General features: G+C 69.5%; 13 protein-coding genes, 4 tRNA genes and 1 pseudogene. 15 read left to right on the top strand and 3 right to left on the bottom strand.

What is annotated here, in order from left to right; all coding sequences use genetic code 11:
- Positions 1–87 precede the first annotated feature (87 nt).
- Genes BLA60_RS15225 through BLA60_RS15210 form a run of 4 tightly spaced genes read left to right on the top strand, consistent with a single transcriptional unit; the run spans position 88 to position 4428 of the window.
- Positions 88–672 carry a cysteine hydrolase family protein gene (locus tag BLA60_RS15225; RefSeq protein ID WP_075133521.1) on the top strand — a complete coding sequence of 195 codons (585 nt, stop codon included), beginning with the start codon at positions 88–90 and terminating at the stop codon, positions 670–672.
- Positions 673–705: 33 nt separating this feature from the next.
- Positions 706–1284: a hypothetical protein gene (locus BLA60_RS15220; RefSeq protein ID WP_075133520.1), complete on the top strand. Its 579-nt coding sequence runs from the start codon at positions 706–708 to the stop codon at positions 1282–1284.
- Positions 1281–2666: a glutamine synthetase family protein gene (locus BLA60_RS15215; RefSeq protein WP_154814366.1), complete on the top strand. Its 1386-nt coding sequence runs from the start codon at positions 1281–1283 to the stop codon at positions 2664–2666. Before BLA60_RS15220 ends, BLA60_RS15215 begins: the two co-directional genes overlap by 4 nt.
- Positions 2647–4428, top strand: coding sequence for a non-ribosomal peptide synthetase (locus tag BLA60_RS15210; RefSeq protein ID WP_084734959.1), 1782 nt, complete (start codon positions 2647–2649; stop codon positions 4426–4428). The genes BLA60_RS15215 and BLA60_RS15210 overlap by 20 nt, the downstream gene beginning before the upstream one ends.
- Here the strand turns inward: BLA60_RS15210 and BLA60_RS15205 are convergent.
- Positions 4412–6076, bottom strand: a complete 1665-nt coding sequence (locus BLA60_RS15205) for a condensation domain-containing protein (protein WP_075133518.1) — start codon at positions 6074–6076, stop codon at positions 4412–4414. The genes BLA60_RS15210 and BLA60_RS15205 overlap by 17 nt on opposite strands.
- 162 nt (positions 6077–6238) lie before the next feature.
- On the opposite strand from BLA60_RS15205, the gene BLA60_RS15200 reads away from it, so the two are divergent.
- The 7 genes from BLA60_RS15200 to BLA60_RS45525 all read left to right on the top strand — a co-directional run bounded on the left by BLA60_RS15200 (position 6239) and on the right by BLA60_RS45525 (position 10719).
- Positions 6239–6973 carry a thioesterase II family protein gene (locus BLA60_RS15200; protein WP_075133517.1) on the top strand — a complete coding sequence of 245 codons (735 nt, stop codon included), beginning with the start codon at positions 6239–6241 and terminating at the stop codon, positions 6971–6973.
- 512 nt (positions 6974–7485) lie between these two features.
- A tRNA-OTHER gene (locus BLA60_RS43270) sits at positions 7486–7615 on the top strand.
- A 3-nt stretch (positions 7616–7618) separates the two neighbouring features.
- Positions 7619–7707 (top strand) — tRNA-Ser (locus BLA60_RS15195).
- Between the two features lie 31 nt (positions 7708–7738).
- Positions 7739–7810 (top strand) — tRNA-Asn (locus tag BLA60_RS15190).
- Between the two features lie 82 nt (positions 7811–7892).
- Positions 7893–7969 (top strand) — tRNA-His (locus BLA60_RS43265).
- A 120-nt stretch (positions 7970–8089) separates the two neighbouring features.
- The gene (locus BLA60_RS15185; protein WP_075133516.1) at positions 8090–10246 is read left to right on the top strand and encodes a TerD family protein; all 2157 of its coding nucleotides are present in this window, start codon (positions 8090–8092) and stop codon (positions 10244–10246) included.
- 341 nt (positions 10247–10587) lie between these two features.
- Positions 10588–10719, top strand: a complete 132-nt coding sequence (locus tag BLA60_RS45525; RefSeq protein ID WP_245812011.1) for a recombinase family protein — start codon at positions 10588–10590, stop codon at positions 10717–10719.
- A 248-nt stretch (positions 10720–10967) separates the two neighbouring features.
- On the opposite strand, the gene BLA60_RS15180 is transcribed toward BLA60_RS45525, so the two are convergent.
- Positions 10968–11684: an NUDIX hydrolase gene (locus tag BLA60_RS15180; RefSeq protein WP_245811998.1), complete on the bottom strand. Its 717-nt coding sequence runs from the start codon at positions 11682–11684 to the stop codon at positions 10968–10970.
- Positions 11685–11850: 166 nt separating this feature from the next.
- Here BLA60_RS15180 and BLA60_RS15175 point away from each other — a divergent pair, with 166 nt between their 5' ends.
- The 4 genes and pseudogenes from BLA60_RS15175 to BLA60_RS15160 all read left to right on the top strand — a co-directional run.
- A complete protein-coding gene (locus BLA60_RS15175) occupies positions 11851–13665 on the top strand; it encodes a phosphorylase family protein (RefSeq protein ID WP_075133514.1) in 1815 nt (604 codons plus the stop codon).
- 14 nt (positions 13666–13679) lie between these two features.
- Entirely contained in the window at positions 13680–14759 is a 1080-nt protein-coding gene (locus tag BLA60_RS15170; RefSeq protein ID WP_075133513.1) for a WD40 repeat domain-containing protein, read from the top strand.
- 499 nt (positions 14760–15258) lie between these two features.
- Positions 15259–15732, top strand: a complete 474-nt coding sequence (locus BLA60_RS15165; RefSeq protein WP_075133512.1) for a GNAT family N-acetyltransferase — start codon at positions 15259–15261, stop codon at positions 15730–15732.
- 9 nt (positions 15733–15741) lie between these two features.
- Positions 15742–16050, top strand: a pseudogene (locus BLA60_RS15160) (transposase); the annotation flags it as partial.
- A 106-nt stretch (positions 16051–16156) separates the two neighbouring features.
- On the opposite strand, the gene BLA60_RS15155 reads toward BLA60_RS15160, so the two are convergent.
- The gene (locus BLA60_RS15155; RefSeq protein WP_154814365.1) at positions 16157–16786 is read right to left on the bottom strand and encodes a polysaccharide lyase; all 630 of its coding nucleotides are present in this window, start codon (positions 16784–16786) and stop codon (positions 16157–16159) included.
- Between the last annotated feature and the right edge of the window lie 332 nt (positions 16787–17118).

Below are 17118 nucleotides of genomic sequence, written 5' to 3'. Positions count from 1 at the left end.
TACGGACCCGTGCTGTTGCGTGCCACGGTTACCACGTCCGGCACCGTTCCGCCGCCCTGTCCCAGCCCAACGCACAAAGGAGCTCGCATGAGCACAATCGCCGTTCTCACCAACGACCTCCAGAGCGATCTCGTCAACAAGAACGAGGAGCGGAAGGCCGCGGTCGAGAAGGCAACGCCCGGGTACGTCGAGTTTCTCGGTGCGATGCGCGCCCGCGGTCACCTGGTCGTGCACCTGCAGATGATCAACCCGCCGGACGACCCGGTCGCCGAGCGCTACAACGGGGTCCTCCCGGTGCAGAAGGGCACCGAGGGTGCCGCCATTCTGCCGGAGTTCCTCGGCGAGGGCGACATCGTGCTGGAGAAGAACAAGGACAGCGGCTTCTACGAGACGGACCTGCACGAGCGACTGCGGAAGATCGGGGTCGACACGGTGATCGTCACCGGAATGCAGACGCAGATCTGCGTGCAGACGACCGCGGCCGACGCCTACTTCCGCAACTACAAGGTGTGGGTCCCGAGTGACTGCGTGATCTCGGCGCGCCCGGAGGACACGGCCAGGGCGCTGGAATGGCTCGACGGATACTGCGCGATGGTGGCTCCGTCATCCAGGATTCTCGAACTTCTCGACCAGGAGAACGTGCTCCCGGAAAAGGTGTTCGTCAGTCCCTGACCGCCGGGGTACGACTTCGATGGGAATCGCGACATGTACCTCTTCGTGTACGGAATACTGGTCAGCCCCGATCAGGTGGAGTCGACGCTCAAACACCCGATCGACCGGGAGAAGATGAGTTACGCCGTGCTGTCGGGCTGGGAGCGGGCGTGGAACGTCGCCTCGGACAAGGTGTCCCACCCCGAACGGACCTTCCTGCTGCCGGACGGATCGGAGTTCGACGGCGTGACCGCCGCGCTCGGCATCGGCCAGCGCGGCGACGGTTGGAACTGCGACGGGGCCGTCGTCCCCGTCTCCGACGCCGACCTCGGCTTCCTCGATCCCCGGGAACGCAGCTACGACCGGGTCGACGTGACGCGGTCGGTCGACTGGGCCGGGAAACCCGGCGACGCCGTGGTGCAGGCGTACGTCCCCCGGCAGGACGTGTGCCGGCGCGTCGAGGACGCGGTCGCCGACGGCCGGCCGGTCTGCCGGCGCAAGGCGTATGTGGAGGCCGTGCACGCGGCGTTCGCGCACATCGGCCGGCTCGAGAGTTTCGACCGCCTGACGCGGCCGTCGAGTCTTCCGGTGCGCGAGCTGCGAAGCGTCATCGACCCGGCGTACTCGACATGACCATCGAAGCGACCCGGAACGCCGTGGGCCCACCGCTGACGGTGCAGGAGCTGATCGCCGAGGTGGACGCGGGTGGCATCGACACCGTGGTCATGGCCCTCGTGGATATGCAGGGACGGCTGCAGGGCAAGCGGTTCCACAGTCGGCACTTCGTCGACGAGATCCTTGCCCACGGCAGCGAGTCGTCCAACTACCTGCTGGCCGTGGACGTCGAGATGAACCCCGTGCCCGGCTATCGGTTGGCGAACTGGGAGACCGGGTACGGCGACTTCACGACGCGTCCGGACGTGGCCACCCTGAGGCGGATACCCTGGCAGCCGGGGACCGCGCTGCTGCTCGCCGACCCGGTCAAGCCGGACGGAGCGGACGTGGCCGTCGCGCCCCGGGAGATCCTGCGCCGGCAGCTCGACCGGCTGGCCGGTCACGCGTTGACCGCGCAGGTGGCTACCGAGGTGGAGTTCGTGCTCTACCGCGAGTCCTATGGGGACGCACAGCGGCGCGGGTATCGCGACCTCACTCCGGCGACTCGTTACAACGTCGACTACTCGCTGTTGGGCACGGACCTGGTGGAGCCGCTGCTGCGCCGGATCCGCAACGAGATGGCCGGCGCCGGGCTGGTCCCGGAGAGTGCCAAGGGCGAGTGCAACCTCGGCCAGCACGAGATCGCGTTCCGGTACGCCGACGCGTTGACCACCGCCGACCAGCACACGATCTACAAGCACGGCGCCAAGGAGATCGCCGCCCAGGAAGGCATGTCGATCACCTTCATGGCCAAGCCGAACGAGCGCGAGGGCAACTCCTGCCACATCCACTTCTCGGTCCGCGACGCCGACGGCACGCCCGCGATGCCCGGCGCCGGGCCCGGCCACCTGTCGGTCACCGGGCAGCGGGTCGCGGCCGGCCTGCTGGCGACCATGCCGGATTTCAGCCTGCTGTACGCGCCACACGTCAACTCCTACAAGCGGTACGCGCCGGGCTCCTTCGCCCCGACCGCGATCCGCTGGGGCGTCGACAACCGGACCTGCGCCGTACGGGTGGCCGGGCACGGCACCGGCGTCCGGCTCGAGAACCGGGCACCCGGCGCGGACGTCAACCCGCACCTGGCGATCGCCGCCATGATCGCCGGCGCGGTGCACGGTCTCGAACGCGAGCTCACCCCCGAGACCGTGTTCAGCGGCAACGCCTACGCCGACGAGGCCGCGCCCCGGGTGCCGGCGACACTGCGCGACGCCCTGGCCCGGTGGGAGGCCTCGGAGGTGGTCCGGGAGGTCTTCGGCCCGGAGGTGACCGACCACTACGCCAACAACGCCCGGATCGAGCTCGCCGCGTTCGACGCCGCCGTGACCGACTGGGAGCTGGCGCGTGGTTTCGAACGCCTCTGAGTCCGGCGGTGTGGTCGGTCTGGTCGCCGGCTGGGTCGAACGACGGCCCGACGCGGTCGCCGTGTCCCATTCGGACGGTGAGCTGACCTACCGGGCGCTGGCCGACCGCGCGAGGCGGCTGGCTGAGGTGCTGGTGGCACAGGGCGTCCGGCGCGGCGACCGGGTGATCGTGCGACTGCCGTCCGGGCCGGACCTGGTGGTGGCACTGGTCGCGGTGCTGTGGACCGGCGCGGCCTACGTCGCCCTCGACGCCGAGGACTCCTCGGCCCGGCAGCGGACCGTCATGCGGGACTGCGGTGCCGCGGCGATCATCACCGAGCTGGACACCACGCGGATGGCCGCGATGCCAGGCGTGCTGCCGATGGCGCGTCCGGCTGACGACGAGCCGGCCTACGTGTGCTACACCTCCGGCACCACCGGATCACCCAAGGGCGTCGTGGTCTCCCACGGCGCCGTGCGTGACCTCGTGACCGCCGACGACTACGTCCGACTGAGCACGGCGGACCGGGTGGCGCTCGCGTCCAACCCGGCGTTCGACGCGCTCACCTTCGAGCTGTGGGGCGCGCTGTGCTCCGGAGCCGGCCTGGTGGTCCTGCCCAGGGAGACGCTGCTGGTGCCGGAACGCCTGGCCACCGCGCTGCGGGCGCACGGGGTGACCGTGATGTTCGTGACCACGTCGCTGTTCAACCAGATCGCCGTGACCACACCGGAGGCGTTCGCGTCGTTGCGGGTCGTGCTGTTCGGTGGTGAGGCCGCGAACCCGCGGCGAGTGCGCGCGGTGTGCGCCCGGCCGCCGCGGCGGCTGCTGAACGTGTACGGACCCACCGAGGCCACGACCTTCGCGACCTGGCACCTGGTGCACGACGTCGCGCCGGACGCCCGCACCATCCCCATCGGACTGCCGATTCGCGGGACCCGGGCGCACGTGCTGGACGAGTTGCTCTGTGAGACGCCGCCCGGCGAGGTGGGCGAGCTGTACCTCGGCGGGCCAGGGCTCGCGCAGGGATATCTCGGGCAACCCGGGCTGACCGCACAGCGGTTCGTGCCCGATCCGGTCGGGCCAGGGGGAGGGCGCCTCTACCGGACCGGGGACCTGGTGCACCGGCGGCGGGACGGGTCGCTGGACTTCCACGGCCGCTCCGATGACCAGCTCAAGCTCCGCGGGTTCCGGGTCGAACCTGGTGAGGTCGAGGCATGCCTGGCCGCGCACCCGCTGGTCGGCGCGGCCGCCGTGACGGTGTGGGGGACCGGCGGCGACGACCGGCGGCTGGCCGGCTACGTCACGGTCACCGCGGCACCGGAACCGGACCTGCCCGAGGTGATCCTGGCCTGGCTGCGCCGGCGCCTGCCCGAGTACGCCGTCCCCGCCGCGGTGGTCGTCCTCGACCGGCTACCCCTGACCGCCAACGGAAAGGTGGACCGGTCCGGGCTACCCGCGCCGGTGCGCGCGGGGCGGTCGGTCCCACCGCGTACCGAGCTGGAGGCGGCCCTCGCGGTCCTGTGGGAGGACCTGCTCGGGGTGGAGGACGTCGGCGTGCACGACAACTTCTTCCATATCGGTGGGCATTCCCTCGCGGCCGGCCGGCTGCGCACGCTGATCAGGCAGGCGCTGCTGGTCGACCTGCCGATGCGCGCGCTCTACGAACGGGTCACCGTGGCGGAACAGGCGCAGGCGCTGCGTGACCGCGCGGCGTCCGCCGGCGAGCTCACCGCGGCGGCCGAGGCCGTACGGCGGAAGGCCACCGTCACCCGACGTCCCTGACCGAGTCCGCGAAGACCCGGTGCTCGGGGTGGTGCGCCATCTCGCGGAACAGGTCGAGGTAGTCGTGCACCAGCTCGGCGATCCGCCGGGCGGTGAACCGGTTGGTGCGGTACCGGACGATCAGCCGCCCACCGGAGTCGTTGTGGCGCAGCCGCACGCTCAACGGCCGGGTCACGTACTGCCGAGGCGGGTGGAGCGGCTCCAGCCGTAGCGGCCCGAGCTGCGGCGCCACCTCGGGGTCGTGCTCGGCCGTGAAGAGGGCCTCGGCGAGGCGGTCCATCAGGCCCTGCTCGCCGAGGTGCTCGGCGAGCAGGAACGGGGGCAGGTCGTGGTGCGCGAAGTCGTCGGCGAGCCGGCCGCGGGTGGCGTCGATCAGCTCGGCGAGCGTCGGGTCGGCCGACAGGTCGGACCGGACGATCACGTCGTTGGAGAAGTCGGCGACGACGTCGTCCAGCTGGCTGTGGTCACGGAAGGAGACCGGGACGTCGACGGCGATGTCGCGCTGCCGGGAACGGCGGGCGAGCACCACCGTGAGGGCGACGAGCCCCACCACGTGCGACGTGACGCGATACGTCCGGACCAGCTCGGACAGGAGCTGGAACGTCGTCGGGGTCAGCGCGGTGACCAGTGTGTCGCCGCGTTGCGCGTCGTGGGCGTCCTGGTCCGGCGGGGGCTCGACGTCGCTCGGCAGGTCGACCGGGACCACCCCGGCCAGCCGTTGGGCCCAGTAGCGGCGCAGCTCGGCCCCGCGGGGACCGGTCAGGCGTTCCCGGTGCCGGGCGGCGAACTCGACCCAGCGGACCGGCAGCGGCGGCAGCGGCACCGGCGTGCCGGTGGCGGCGGCAGCGTACCCGGCGGCCAGGTCACGGACGAGCACCTCCAGCGTCCGCGCGTCGCTGATGATGTGGTGCGTCAACAGCAGGGCGATGTGATCGTCCTCGGCAAGCCGGAACAGCCGGAGCCGGGCGAGAGGTCGCCGGGCGAGGGGGAACGGGCGGTCGACCTCGTGCCTGGCCGCGTCGTCGAACTCGGCGAGGGCCCGCACCGGCGTCACCGGTACCCGGTCGTGGACCTCCTCGGCGATGACCTGCGTGAGCTGACCGTCACGGTCGACGAGCGCGGTGCGCAACGTCTCGTGCCGGGCGATCACGGCGTTCCACGCCACCTCGACCAGCTCGGGGTCCAGCACACCTCGGATCCGCAGGCCGCTGGTGATCGCGAGGGCCGGCCCACCCTTCGCGGCGATGCCGCGCCACATGCCCACCTGCGACACCGCGGCGGGGAACCACTGCTCTCCCGGGACACTCGGCAGCACCGGGCCGCCCGACCGGCGCGGCAGCACCGGGATCGGCTGGTCCGGGTCCTCGGCGGTCGTGGTCGTCCGGTCCGACAACACCCGCGTGATGTCGGCGATGGTGGAGCCGCCGTACAGCTCCCGCACGGAGAAGTGGACACCGAACTCGTCCCGCAGCCGTTCGGCCAGCCGGGCCGCGAGCAGCGACTGTCCGCCGAGGTCGAAGAAGTCCTCGTGCGGGCCGACGTGCTCGCGCTGGAGCACCTCCGACCAGATCGCCTCGACCTTCTTCTCGAGCGGCCCGCCGGTCGTGACGATCGGGCGCACCACCGCCCCGGGCTGGTGATCCGACATCCGGTGTCGCCCTCCTCCGGCCAGACCTGGAATCGCCTTCGACGGTATTCCGGCGGACCGGCGCCGGGCAGTCGGTGGATTGCCCGACTGGAACGCCGGCCCCCGGTCGTGTGAGCGTTCTCTGGGCCACGCGAGCCACGACACGAGCCGGCGGAGACCCACATGACCCGCACTTCCACGACGACCGCGCTGGTATGCCTTCCCTTCGCCGGGGGAGGCGCGGCGTTCTTCCGGCAATGGGCGGCCACCGTCCCGGCCGGGTTCACCGTCCTGGCGGTGCAGCCGCCCGGACGCGAGGAGCGGTTCGTCGAGTCCCCGCACACTGAGGTGGCGGCCGTGGTCGACGAGGCGTGCGGGTGGGTCCTGCCGAGGCTGGACGGCGCCGACCGGGTGGTGCTGTTCGGGCACAGCCTCGGCGCGCTGCTGGCGTTCGAACTCGCCCGCGAGCTGTCCCGGCGCTCGCCCGTGCCGCTGGCCCGGCTCGTGGTGAGCGGAGCCCCCGGACCGTGGCAGCCTCGCGCGGACGGCATCACCGGGCTGAACGACGACGAGTTCCTGGCCCGCGTCGAAGGACTGGTCGGCTACGTCCACGAGGCACTGCGGATGGAGGAGATGCGCGAAGTCCTCCTGCCGGTGCTGCGCGCGGACGTCCAGATGCGCGAGAACTACCAGGCCGAACCGGATGCTCGCCTGGACGTCCCCGTCACCGCCCTGCGCGGCCGCGACGACGACTTGGTGGACGCGGCGTCGTGTCGACAGTGGTCGGCCGCCACCACCGCCGAGTTCCGCCTGGTCGAGGTGGACGGCGGCCACATGTACCTGGCCGAGCGACCCGACCTGTTGCGCGACGCGCTGGTCGAGCTGTTGGACGACCGTCCCGTGCGCGGCGTGGAGTAGTGGTCGGCCAGCAGGTGGGCGCGGCGTTCGTCACCTGGAGGGTCCTGTCAGGCAGGTGCACGCCGAGAAGTTCAGTCTCGCCTGATTGTCGGCGGCGGAAGTTTCCGGCGATTTCTTCGGTTAACCGCGTTGACGGCACGCGGCTGGTCGGCCATGATTGATCCTGTCAGAACGAACTGAGGAGAAACCATGACCGGCCGAATGCATGAGCGAGCGACCTGGGGCCATAACGGCACCATGGCCGTCGTCGCCTGCTCGGCCAGTTCGTGGCTGAAGGGCAGAGGCTCCCCGCCGTGACCAGGTGATGTCACGTCAAGGGAGCCGCCCGTCGGGAAACCGACCAGGGCGGATTTCTTTGTTTACCGTGCACAAACACGGAGTTGTTTGTCGAAAGCATTGACCTCAGCAGGGGAACTGCGTGTTCGGTTGCGTGGCGGGCGGTGTCCTAAGGGGCACATTCGGGACGTGGCCTCATTGACAAGTTCACAGTGGAGCAGACAGAAAGTAGCTATGGGGTTACTAGCTCAGTGGCAGAGCAGTCGATCTGCGTAGCGCGCCCGCTCACCGCGATTCGCGGACATGGGAGCGCTTCCTTCTCCTTCTTAATCGACCGGTCCGGGGTTCGAGTCCCCGGTAACCCCACCTGGAGGATTGGCCGAGCCCGGTAAGGCAGCCGTCCCGAAAACGGTAGTCGGCGCGGAAGCGTCGCGCAGGTTCGAACCCTGCATCCTCCGCTGCGCCCCGATGATGCTTGTGGGCGCTTCATCTCCTGTGGTGCACACGGCAGCACACCCGGTTGTTACCCGGGAAGTCCAGGTTCGAGTCCTGGTGGGAGAGCGTGACATCAAGGGAGGCGCGCCGGCGCGCAGGTGATCCTTGCAAGATCACCGTGGTGGGTTCGACACCCACGTTCTCCACTGTGGTCGAAGCCGAAGGAGTCGAGGCGCCGGGTTGTGGACGCGGTCGAAGCCGGTGCGAGTCCGGTCGACCACCCCATACGCGCGTGGCACGGCTGTCACCTGGGATTCATAGCCCCGGGTTTCCTGGATCGACACCAGGACGCGCGACAGGTCTGCTCCACTGTGGACTGCCGCAACCGGAGGAAGGGAGGGCCCCGTGCTCGAGAAGCTGATCATCCAGAAGACGTTGCGTGTGCCGGCGAGCACCGGGGCGGCAGGCGATGGCACGCCGGTGGCCCGGCAGCTCGACGCCGCTCTGCTCGACGCCGGGTTCACGGCGTCGCGGGCGCTGCTGGCGCACGTCGGCGCGCTGGCCGTCGGCCCGGCCATGGACCTCGCGGCCACCGTCGTGGCGGCGGTGCGCGAGCTGGTCGGCGACCACGTCCAGCACAACGCCTACTTCATCGGTTTCCCGCACGACGTGCCGGACACCGTCGAGTTCTGGGTCGAGCGCCTGCGTGCGGCCGTGCTCACCGGCGGCGGCGCCACCGACGAGCAGCTGCGCGACGCGGTCACCTCGGGCGGGGTCAACCTGCTCGCATTGCCGGGCTACGGCACCTACCAGCACACCTACGCCGAACTGCTGGCCGCGCACGACGAGCTGATCGCGTCGGCCGGTGACCGGCTGACCGTGCTGAACCTCGGGGACACCGTAGACGCGGAGGCCACGCGGCTCTACCTCGCCCTCGCCGGCAGTGTGACACCGCACGGCGAGGCGGATCTCGCGATCCTGTCCGAGCTGGCGGTCGCCTGCATGGACGGCGAGCAGCCCGCCGAGATCCCGGTGCGGGAGAACCGTGCCGTGCTCAACGGCATCCGGCTCGTCCTCGGCGCCCCGCTCGTCGCCGTGGACACCACGACCGACGTGCTGCGCGTTGCCTGCCAGGTCTCCGGCGGCGACGTGTCGCTCGCGACGCCGACGCGCTTGCGGGCGTTCCGGCGCCGGGAGCGGCGGATCCTGCTGGCCGCGCTGAACGAGGTCGTCGCCGCGAACCCGGGCAAGCTCGGTGACGTCGCCCGCCACGCGGAGCCGTGGAAGCGGCTCGGGGAGCGGCTGCACCCGCACGAGTTCGGCCAGTGGCCGCACGCACAGGACGTCTTCACGGTCGCACGTGGGGAGCGCCGGGTGCGCGGTCTCCCGGGCCGTGCGGAGGCGGCGTTCCGCGCGGGTTCGATCGGGCAGGCCGCGGCCGTGCTGTCGGACGCGCCGGGACTGCTCCTGCGGTCCGCGGACCGGTTGCTGCGGCTCGCGCCCGCGACCGAGCGGGACTCGGTGGTCGAGGCGATCACCGGTGCGCTCGGTTCGGCGTCGGGCCGGGTGCTCTGCTCGCTGCGGGAGCACGTCGGCAACCGGCAGGTGCCCGCGCCGGTCCGGATGTACGCGAACCGTTCGCGGCGCGCGTGGGTCGGGCCGGACGAACGCCCGCCGCTGCCCGCCGAGCTGGTGGTCGAGCTGGAGTCGTCGCTGGACAACGAGATCACCGACCGGCTGCCGGAACTGCAGCGGCCGCTCCTGGTGCACCCGGATGTGCTCGACGTCGCGTTGCCGTTGTCCGGCAAGGCGGCCGAGAGCGGGTTCGCCGTGCTGCCACGGGGTTCGCGTGCCTCGGTGTCCGGTGAGCTGGTGCGGTTGTTCACCTACTGGCGGCAGACGGAGCGGCGCACGGACTACGACCTGTCGGCGCTGCTGCTCGACGACGAGTTCCGTTCGGTGGGCCAGGTGTCGTGGACGAACTACCGTCACGCGGGCGTGGTGCACTCCGGGGACGTCACCCACGCGGAGAACGGCGCGACCGAGTTCATCGACGTGCCGTTGTCGCTGCCGGGGCGCTACGTGGTGCCACAGGTCAACATCTACTCGGGTGAGTCGTTCGACGAGGTCGCCGAGTCGATGTTCGGGTACCAGACCCGGGAGGTCGCACAGCGGGGCGCGCCGTTCGACGCCAGGACCGTGCGGTCGCGTTCGCAGATGCGCGGACAGGGCCGGGTCGCACTGCCGGTGGTGTTCGCGAAGGGCGAGCACGGCTGGCAGGCCGTGTGGCTGCACCTGTACCTGCGCGGCATGCGGGGGTTCAACCGAGTGGAGAACAACGCGTTCAGCACGGCTGACCGGGTGCGGGCGCTGGTGGAGCGGCGGTACCTGACCATGTCCTACCTGTTCGACCGGTGGCGGACCCGGGCCGAGGTGACCACCTGGGACGGGCAGGCGCCGGACGAGCCGGTGACCTTCGTCGGCATCGACGCGCCGCAGGACCTGCCGGAGGGATCGGAGGTGTACACGCTGGACAGGCTCAACGAGCTGATCCCAGCGTGACAAGTGACAGCCGAGGCCATGCGGACGCTTCCTACTACTCCGTTCGATTCGGGACCGCCCCCACGGGGCGGATCTGGTACACAGCGTCCGTGCTTTCCTCGGCTCCGCGGCCGGCGGGCCATGGGGGTGCTTCCTTCTGACAAGGAACTGAGCGGGGGACACCCCGTCAGTATGGTTAGCACTCCCGCTTTCCCGCCGGCCGCGGGCTGTCACCGATAGTTGACGGTCGACGGGGGTCCGCACCCGAATCCGCGCAAGGCCGCCGAGGGCTACCGGCTGCGGGTGCTGGTGGTTGATGGGCCGGCGGCGGAAGTGGTGCGTCGCATCAGAACAGGTACCGGCTGGCGGATGGTTGGCAGGGCAGCACTGTTCGGGCGATCTTGGACAACCCGCGATACACCGGGTACGCGTTCTTCGGTCTACGAAGCGCTGAGGCTGGAGATCGTCTACCACGCGGATCAGAGGGCCGTTGATGTGGCGATCCAGGGGAGTCGTTACCAGGGGCGGTCGTAGCGTCGGCTGGTGAGTGGGTGCTGGTCGCGGTAACGCAGCAGCGGGTCGGCCGGGGAGAATGGCGCTGCGGGCTGCGGCGTGGTCGACCAGGCAGTTGGCGAGCGCTGGGTCACCAACCGAGGTACTTGCATACAGCGTTATGTGTAACCCCTGGTAATGGATTTCCGCCTGGATGGCCCAGTCGCCAGCGCATGTCCGCTGGTGTTCGTCAGGTCGACGAGCCCCGCAGGATCGGCGGGTACAGCGCCGTGGCGGTGCCCCGGCGGAACAACGCCGCAGGCCTGCCACCGTGCTGTTTTGTCTGTGTGCCGGTGGGGACCAGGAAGTCCCTCGTGCCGGTGACCTTCCGGTAAAAGTTGCGGTGGTCGAGGCGCACACCCCACACGATCTCGTACACGTTCCGCAGCTCGGTCACCGTGAACTGCGGCGGGCAGAACGCCGTGGCCAGCGTGGTGTGCTCCAGTTTCCGCCGCGCGTGTTCGAGGCCGTCGGTGAGGATGCGGTCGTGGTCGAACGCGAGCCCGGCCCGGCGGCGGAGCACCTGTCTGACCGGCATCCAGTTGGCGTCGCTCGCGTCGCCGCCCGCCTCCGGTTCCGGGAGGTCCGGCACGATGGCCAGGTAGCTGACGGAGACCACGCGGCCGCGCGGGTCGCGGTTGGGCGTGCCGTAGGTGCGCAGTTGTTCGAGGTGCAACCACTCGGCGCGCAGCCCGGTCTCCTCGGTCAGTTCCCGGGCCGCCGCGGTGTCGAGGTCCTCGGATTCGGTCGCGAGAAACCCGCCGGGCAGTGCTGGTTTCCCTTCGTATGGCATCTCTGCGCGTTCGACGAGCAGTACGTGCAACGCCGCCGACCTGATGGTCAGTATGACGAGGTCGACCGCGATCGCGACCAGGGGGATGGTCCAGCCGTCGTCGTTCTGTGTCACAACCGCAGCATATTTCATGTCCGTTCGACAGCAACGCTTCGCCCCCCTTTGGCGATGTAGGTCTCGACGCAGGGCGAAGTTGCGGTCGGGAGACTTCATGTCATGTTGACGCAAAATGGGTATGCTGGCTAGCGTGCGGGGCACGACGCCGGATGGGAGAGCCGCGATGATCGTGATCCTGACCGCACTCGAGATCGAGTACCTGGCGGTGAAGAAGCACCTGAGGAACCTGCGGTGGCACCAGTTGCCCGCCGGCACGTACGTCGAGATCGGACGCCTGAAGGACGAGCCACAGGCGCAGGTCGTGCTGGCCGCCATCGGCATGGGCACCGCGAACGCCGCGGCGCTCACCGAACGCGTGATCGCCGAGTTCGCCCCCGCCGCGGTGTTGTTCGTCGGCATCGCGGGCGGCATGCGGGACTGGCTGGCGCTCGGCGACGTGGTCGTGGCCAACCGGATCTACGCCTATCAGGGCGGGCGAATCGACCAGGATCGGTACCAGGCCAGGCCGAGGGCGTGGGACACCAACCACCGGTTGCTCGAACTGGCCAGGCTGGTCCATCGGAGCCAGGCGTGGCCGGGCGCGAAGAAGAAGACCGCCCCGTCCATCCACTTCGAACCGGTCGCCGCCGGTGACGTTGTGCTCAACTCGGTCACGGCACCAGAGAGCGACCGCCTGCGCCTGCATTACAACGACGCCGTGGCGGTGGAGACCGAGAGCTCCGGCGTGGCCCTGGCCGCGCACCTGTCCGAGTCCACCCCGGTCGTCGCGATCCGCGGCATCGGCGACCACGCGGGTGGTGGCGAGGGCAAGTTCGCCGAAGACGCCGCGGGCTGGCAGCCCACCGCCGCCGCCAACGCCGCCGCGTTCGCCGCTGGACTGGTCGCGGCCGCCTACCGGCAGGCGGCGCCGCGGCAGGGGCAGGGGCAGGGGCCGATCGTCGACAACTCCGGCGCCTACATCGGGATGGTGGACGCCGGCGACAGCGGCAAGGTGAAGATCACCCAGCGGGTGATCAACGGGGTGCGGAGCAATCCCGTGCCCGCGATCATCGTCTTCGCGGTCGTGATCGCCCTGCTTGGCTGGGGCACGTGGGGCCTGGTCAGCCCAACCGCGGCGGACGACCAGGACTCGTCCTCCACCACAGCCGCCGGCACCGTGGGCCTCCTGTCGGTCAGCGACAAGTCCGCGTGTGGGCTGCGCACCGACCACACCGCGATCTGCTGGGGCCAGTCGGCCGAGTACCTCAGACCGGAGGGACAGTTCACCTCGGTCGCCACCCGCAACGGGATCGCCTGCGGCCTGCGTGAGGACGGCACCGCGACGTGCTGGGACAGCGACGGTGCGCACACGACGACCGGGCCGAGTCCCACACCACGTGAGGAGAAGGAGATACCGCAACCCGGCCCCCGGGCCCGGTTCACGGCCGTCACCGCGGGGTGCGGCGTGCTGCGCGACGGCAAGGTGACGTGCTGGGACGAGGACAAGAAGGTCAACGGCGACGACGGCACCGACCCGACCGGAACGTTCTCCATGGTCACCGCGTCCATGTACGACGCCGTGTGCGGGGTCCGCACCGACGCGACCATCCATTGCTGGGGGGACGACGACCTGAAGCCACCGTCCGGCACCTTCCGCACGGTCTCCGTCGGCGGCCACCACGCCTGCGGCCTGCGCACCGACGACAGCGTGACCTGCTGGGGCCGCAATGATCGCGGGCAGACCGTCGCACCGAAGGGCACGTTCCGCGCCGTGTCCGCGGGCGAGGAGCACTCGTGCGGGTTGCGCACCGACAACACGATCGCCTGCTGGGGAAAGGGAAACGAAGGCGCGACCACCCCGCCGGACGGCACGTTCGCGGTCCTCGGCCAGAACACGGGCGGCGAGTACTCCTGTGCGCTGCGGGAGGACGGGCGGGCCGAGTGCTGGGGCCAGTCGGGGGACATCGACGTGCCCGCCGACCGGTTGCTCGTCCGATGAGAAGGGACACGTCCGTGAACTCGGGCGCTTACATCGGCTCCGTACGGGGCAAGTCGGTCACCATCCGGCAGCGGGTCGTCAACCACGCGAAGGCCAACCCCAGGCCGTACGCCGTGATGGCGGCCGCGTTGGTGGTGGTGCTGGGTGCGAGTGGCTACGGGCTGGTTGGCGGCGATGCGACGGTCGGCGGGACCGCCGTCACGCAACGCGGTGGTGTCGTCGCGGCCGCACCCCAGGCGGCGGCGACGGTTCCCGTCGAGGGCAGCCCGACCGGGCTGGCCTATCGCGCCGACGGCAAGTACCTCGTGGTCACCACGTACCAGCCGCCATCGCTGCACCTGATCGACGTCGACAGGAACGACGTGGCGAAGACGATCGGGTTCGACACGTCCGTGCTGGGCATGACGATCAGCCCCGACGGGCGCAGCATCGTGGTGGACAACGGCGGGGACGGCACCGTGCTGCTCCGCGACCCGGAAACCGTGTCGTCAGCTGAGTTCCCGTTGCCCGACGTCAGCGGGGGTGGGACGTTCACGCTGGACAGCAAGCTGGTTGTCACCAAGACCGAGACCGCCTTCCGACTGTGGAACGCCGCCACCGGCGCCCCCGCGGGTGAGCACCCCATCGCCCCCAACCAGGACGACAGTGTCCTGGCCGCACCGGACGGGCACTTCCTCACCAGCTCGTACTCGTCCTCGGTGCTGACCTACTGGGACAGTGCGACGTGGACTCCGGTCACCACCATGGAGACCGAGGACTACGCGAATTCGGTCGCGATCGACCCGGCGAGCACCGTGGCTGCCATCGGCCAGGGCAACGGCGACATCCAGATCCGCGCCCTGCCGTCCGGGGACGTCGTCACGACCCTCACCGGGCACAGCGGCCCGGTGAGCGCGGTGGCGTTCGCGCCGGAGGACAAGCTGCTGGCCAGCGCGGCCGAGGACGGGACTATCCGGCTGTGGGACACCGGCACCTGGCGGACGGTCACGACGATGCCGAACCACGTCGACACGCCACGCCTCGCGTTCAGCCCGGACGGCGCGACCCTCGCAACGTACACCGACGACGGGATCACGCTGTGGCGTCTGCCCTGAGCTGAGGTCACGGGCAGGTGCATCCTTGCATCGGCTGAGCTTGGAGTGCCGCTAGCTCTTCGGCGACGCGAACAGATTCAGGGTCGACGAGCTCTCCCCGGCTCGGCGCGACACCGGTCTTCGCGCACACTGACACAAACGCGATCGCCGTCGGTGCGCTGCCGGTGACGTGCTGGGCCGTCGGGCGGGCCAAGGTTCCCGGAGTTCACTGTTACGAGGAGTCATATTTGGCACAGAGAGTGATGGTTCAGCTTGTGAGCGCGGTACCGCTCCCGGGCGCCCGTCGGTGTGTCCGTCTCTCGCCGATCGCCGAGTCGAGTTCATGGGCTGCCGTTACCGGGCCATGCCGCGTGGGGCCGGTGAATCGTTGCGGCGAGCACGACGCAGAGCTCTTCCCACCTATCCTTGTCGTCGGCCGCAGCGTCTCCGACGCCGTTGATCCCAGCGATGTCGTCCGCCACCTCACCAACCTCGTCCGCGATACGACCCCAGGAGCACCATGAAGATCACGCCGCTGCGCATTGACCTCATCCCACAGATCCTCGCGCTCATGGACCTCGGCGCACCCTACGTCAGGGCCCGTACCGCCTCCGACTACTGGCTCTACGCCACCCTCTTCTCCTCCACATGCCCCACCGCCGTCATCAACGATGAACTCGCCGGAGCGGCTATCGCTTTCCGCAGCCAGGACGCCCCGAACGAGGTCTACATCCAGGACGTCATGACCCATCCCGACCACCGCCGCGCCGGCATCGCCCAGTCGCTGATCGGCCACGTCCGAGAGCAGGCAACCGCCTGGAACTGCACACGGATATACCTCACCTCTGAACCGGAGAACGCGGCCGCACAAGCCGCGTGGGAATCGATGGGCTTCTCCAACGCCGGCGGCGATCGCATCGTCAACGGGGTCCCCGTCATCGCCAACTTCAAGGGACCTGGCAAGGACCGTGCCGTCTTCCAGATCTCGATCTGATCTGGTCAGGCCCACGTTGTTGTCTGGCGTAATGCCTGGGAAGAATTCACTCCGTTCCTCGACTACGACGTCGAGATCCGGCCGATGATCTGCTCGACGAATGCGATCGAGTCGTTGAACGCGCGCTATCGCCGGGCGATCCGTGCTCGAGGGCATTTCCCGACCGAGCAGGCCGCGATGAAGTGTCTGCATCTTGTGACCCGCGGCCTGGACCCAACCGGGACGGGCCGCGCCAGGTGGACGATGCGGTGGACGTCCGTGATCAACGCGTTCGCCATCACGGTCGGTGACCGCTGGCCGGGAGCCGAGACCTACTGATCAACAACGCCGTAACCACCGATCATGGGACCCGCGCTACACCGAGTACGCGGTCTTCGGGCGGTGAGACGCTGCTTGATCCGGACGACGTGGCGGCTGGACACGTCTAGGAGGCGATGTGCCTGATGGAGAAGTCGTCGTAGTAGATGTAGCCAACGGTGTCCGATGTCCAGTAGTCCTGGCTGCCACCGCGGAACGAGTGTGACCAGATGTTCCTGATCTGGCGCTTGACGTCGTTGGAGGTCCACTGAACGGGGGTGTCGAGTACGGTGGTGCCGTTGATCATGACCAGGGCGTGGCCGTTTCGGCTGGTGCCGGTGTTGCTCTTGATCCGCATGGTGACCGCGTAGTTCGTCTGGCGCTGGATCGACCCTGATGAGGGGTAGGTCTTGCCGAAGGTGTCGCCGCAGTTCGACGGCATTCCCGCGTGGTAGAGATAGGGCTGGAAGTAGGTCCGCCCGGAGTCGTTGGTGTACCACATGAGTCGCAGGCTGCCGCCGTTTCCGTTGGCCTTGACGCAGCCTGACGCGCCGTCACCGACGGAGAAACCCCAGCCGACCTTGCCGCCGCGGCTCCAGTCGAACTGGCTGTGGAAGTTGATGGTGTAGCGCATCTCGTATTCGGTGCCGTCGGTGACGTCGACCGACCAGAGGTTGCCGCCCGCCCCGCTGAGCAGGCCAGGTTCCAGCGTGGCGCGGAACCTGCCCCCGCTGATCATGGAGCGAGCCTCGTTCATGTCGGACACGTTGCCGAAGTCCTCGGCCGCCTCCGACCGTGAGTACGGACCGGCGGCCCATCGGTTGAAATCGACGTTGAACGTGTTGCGGATGGCTTGCACCCCGACGTCGCTTACCGGGGCGGGCTCCTGCTCGGCGACCGATGGCGTCCCGGCGCTGATTGCGAGGACGAGCCCGGCTACCCAGATGGTCCGGCGCGAATGTCGTGAGCGTGTCATGGACGTCCTTCCCTCAGGACCCGGCCTGCCGGGCCCGGGGCACGTTTCACATGGTTCCCGATTGGTTTATACCACTTGAGGTCACTCGGCGAAAGGACATGGACACTCAAGGT

This window comes from Actinophytocola xinjiangensis (assembly GCF_001921215.1).
GTDB classification, from domain to species: domain Bacteria; phylum Actinomycetota; class Actinomycetes; order Mycobacteriales; family Pseudonocardiaceae; genus Actinophytocola; species Actinophytocola xinjiangensis.
This window is presented reverse-complemented; position numbering and strand designations above follow the sequence as displayed.

Coding starts and splice junctions, on each gene's coding strand:
- BLA60_RS15155 (WP_154814365.1), bottom strand. CDS start 16,786: ATGAACGAGGCTCGCTCCATGATCAGCGGGGGCAGGTTCCGCGCCACG.
- BLA60_RS15220 (WP_075133520.1), top strand. CDS start 706: ATGTACCTCTTCGTGTACGGAATACTGGTCAGCCCCGATCAGGTGGAG.
- BLA60_RS15215 (WP_154814366.1), top strand. CDS start 1,281: ATGACCATCGAAGCGACCCGGAACGCCGTGGGCCCACCGCTGACGGTG.
- BLA60_RS15200 (WP_075133517.1), top strand. CDS start 6,239: ATGACCCGCACTTCCACGACGACCGCGCTGGTATGCCTTCCCTTCGCC.
- BLA60_RS15205 (WP_075133518.1), bottom strand. CDS start 6,076: ATGTCGGATCACCAGCCCGGGGCGGTGGTGCGCCCGATCGTCACGACC.
- BLA60_RS15175 (WP_075133514.1), top strand. CDS start 11,851: ATGATCGTGATCCTGACCGCACTCGAGATCGAGTACCTGGCGGTGAAG.
- BLA60_RS15165 (WP_075133512.1), top strand. CDS start 15,259: ATGAAGATCACGCCGCTGCGCATTGACCTCATCCCACAGATCCTCGCG.
- BLA60_RS15225 (WP_075133521.1), top strand. CDS start 88: ATGAGCACAATCGCCGTTCTCACCAACGACCTCCAGAGCGATCTCGTC.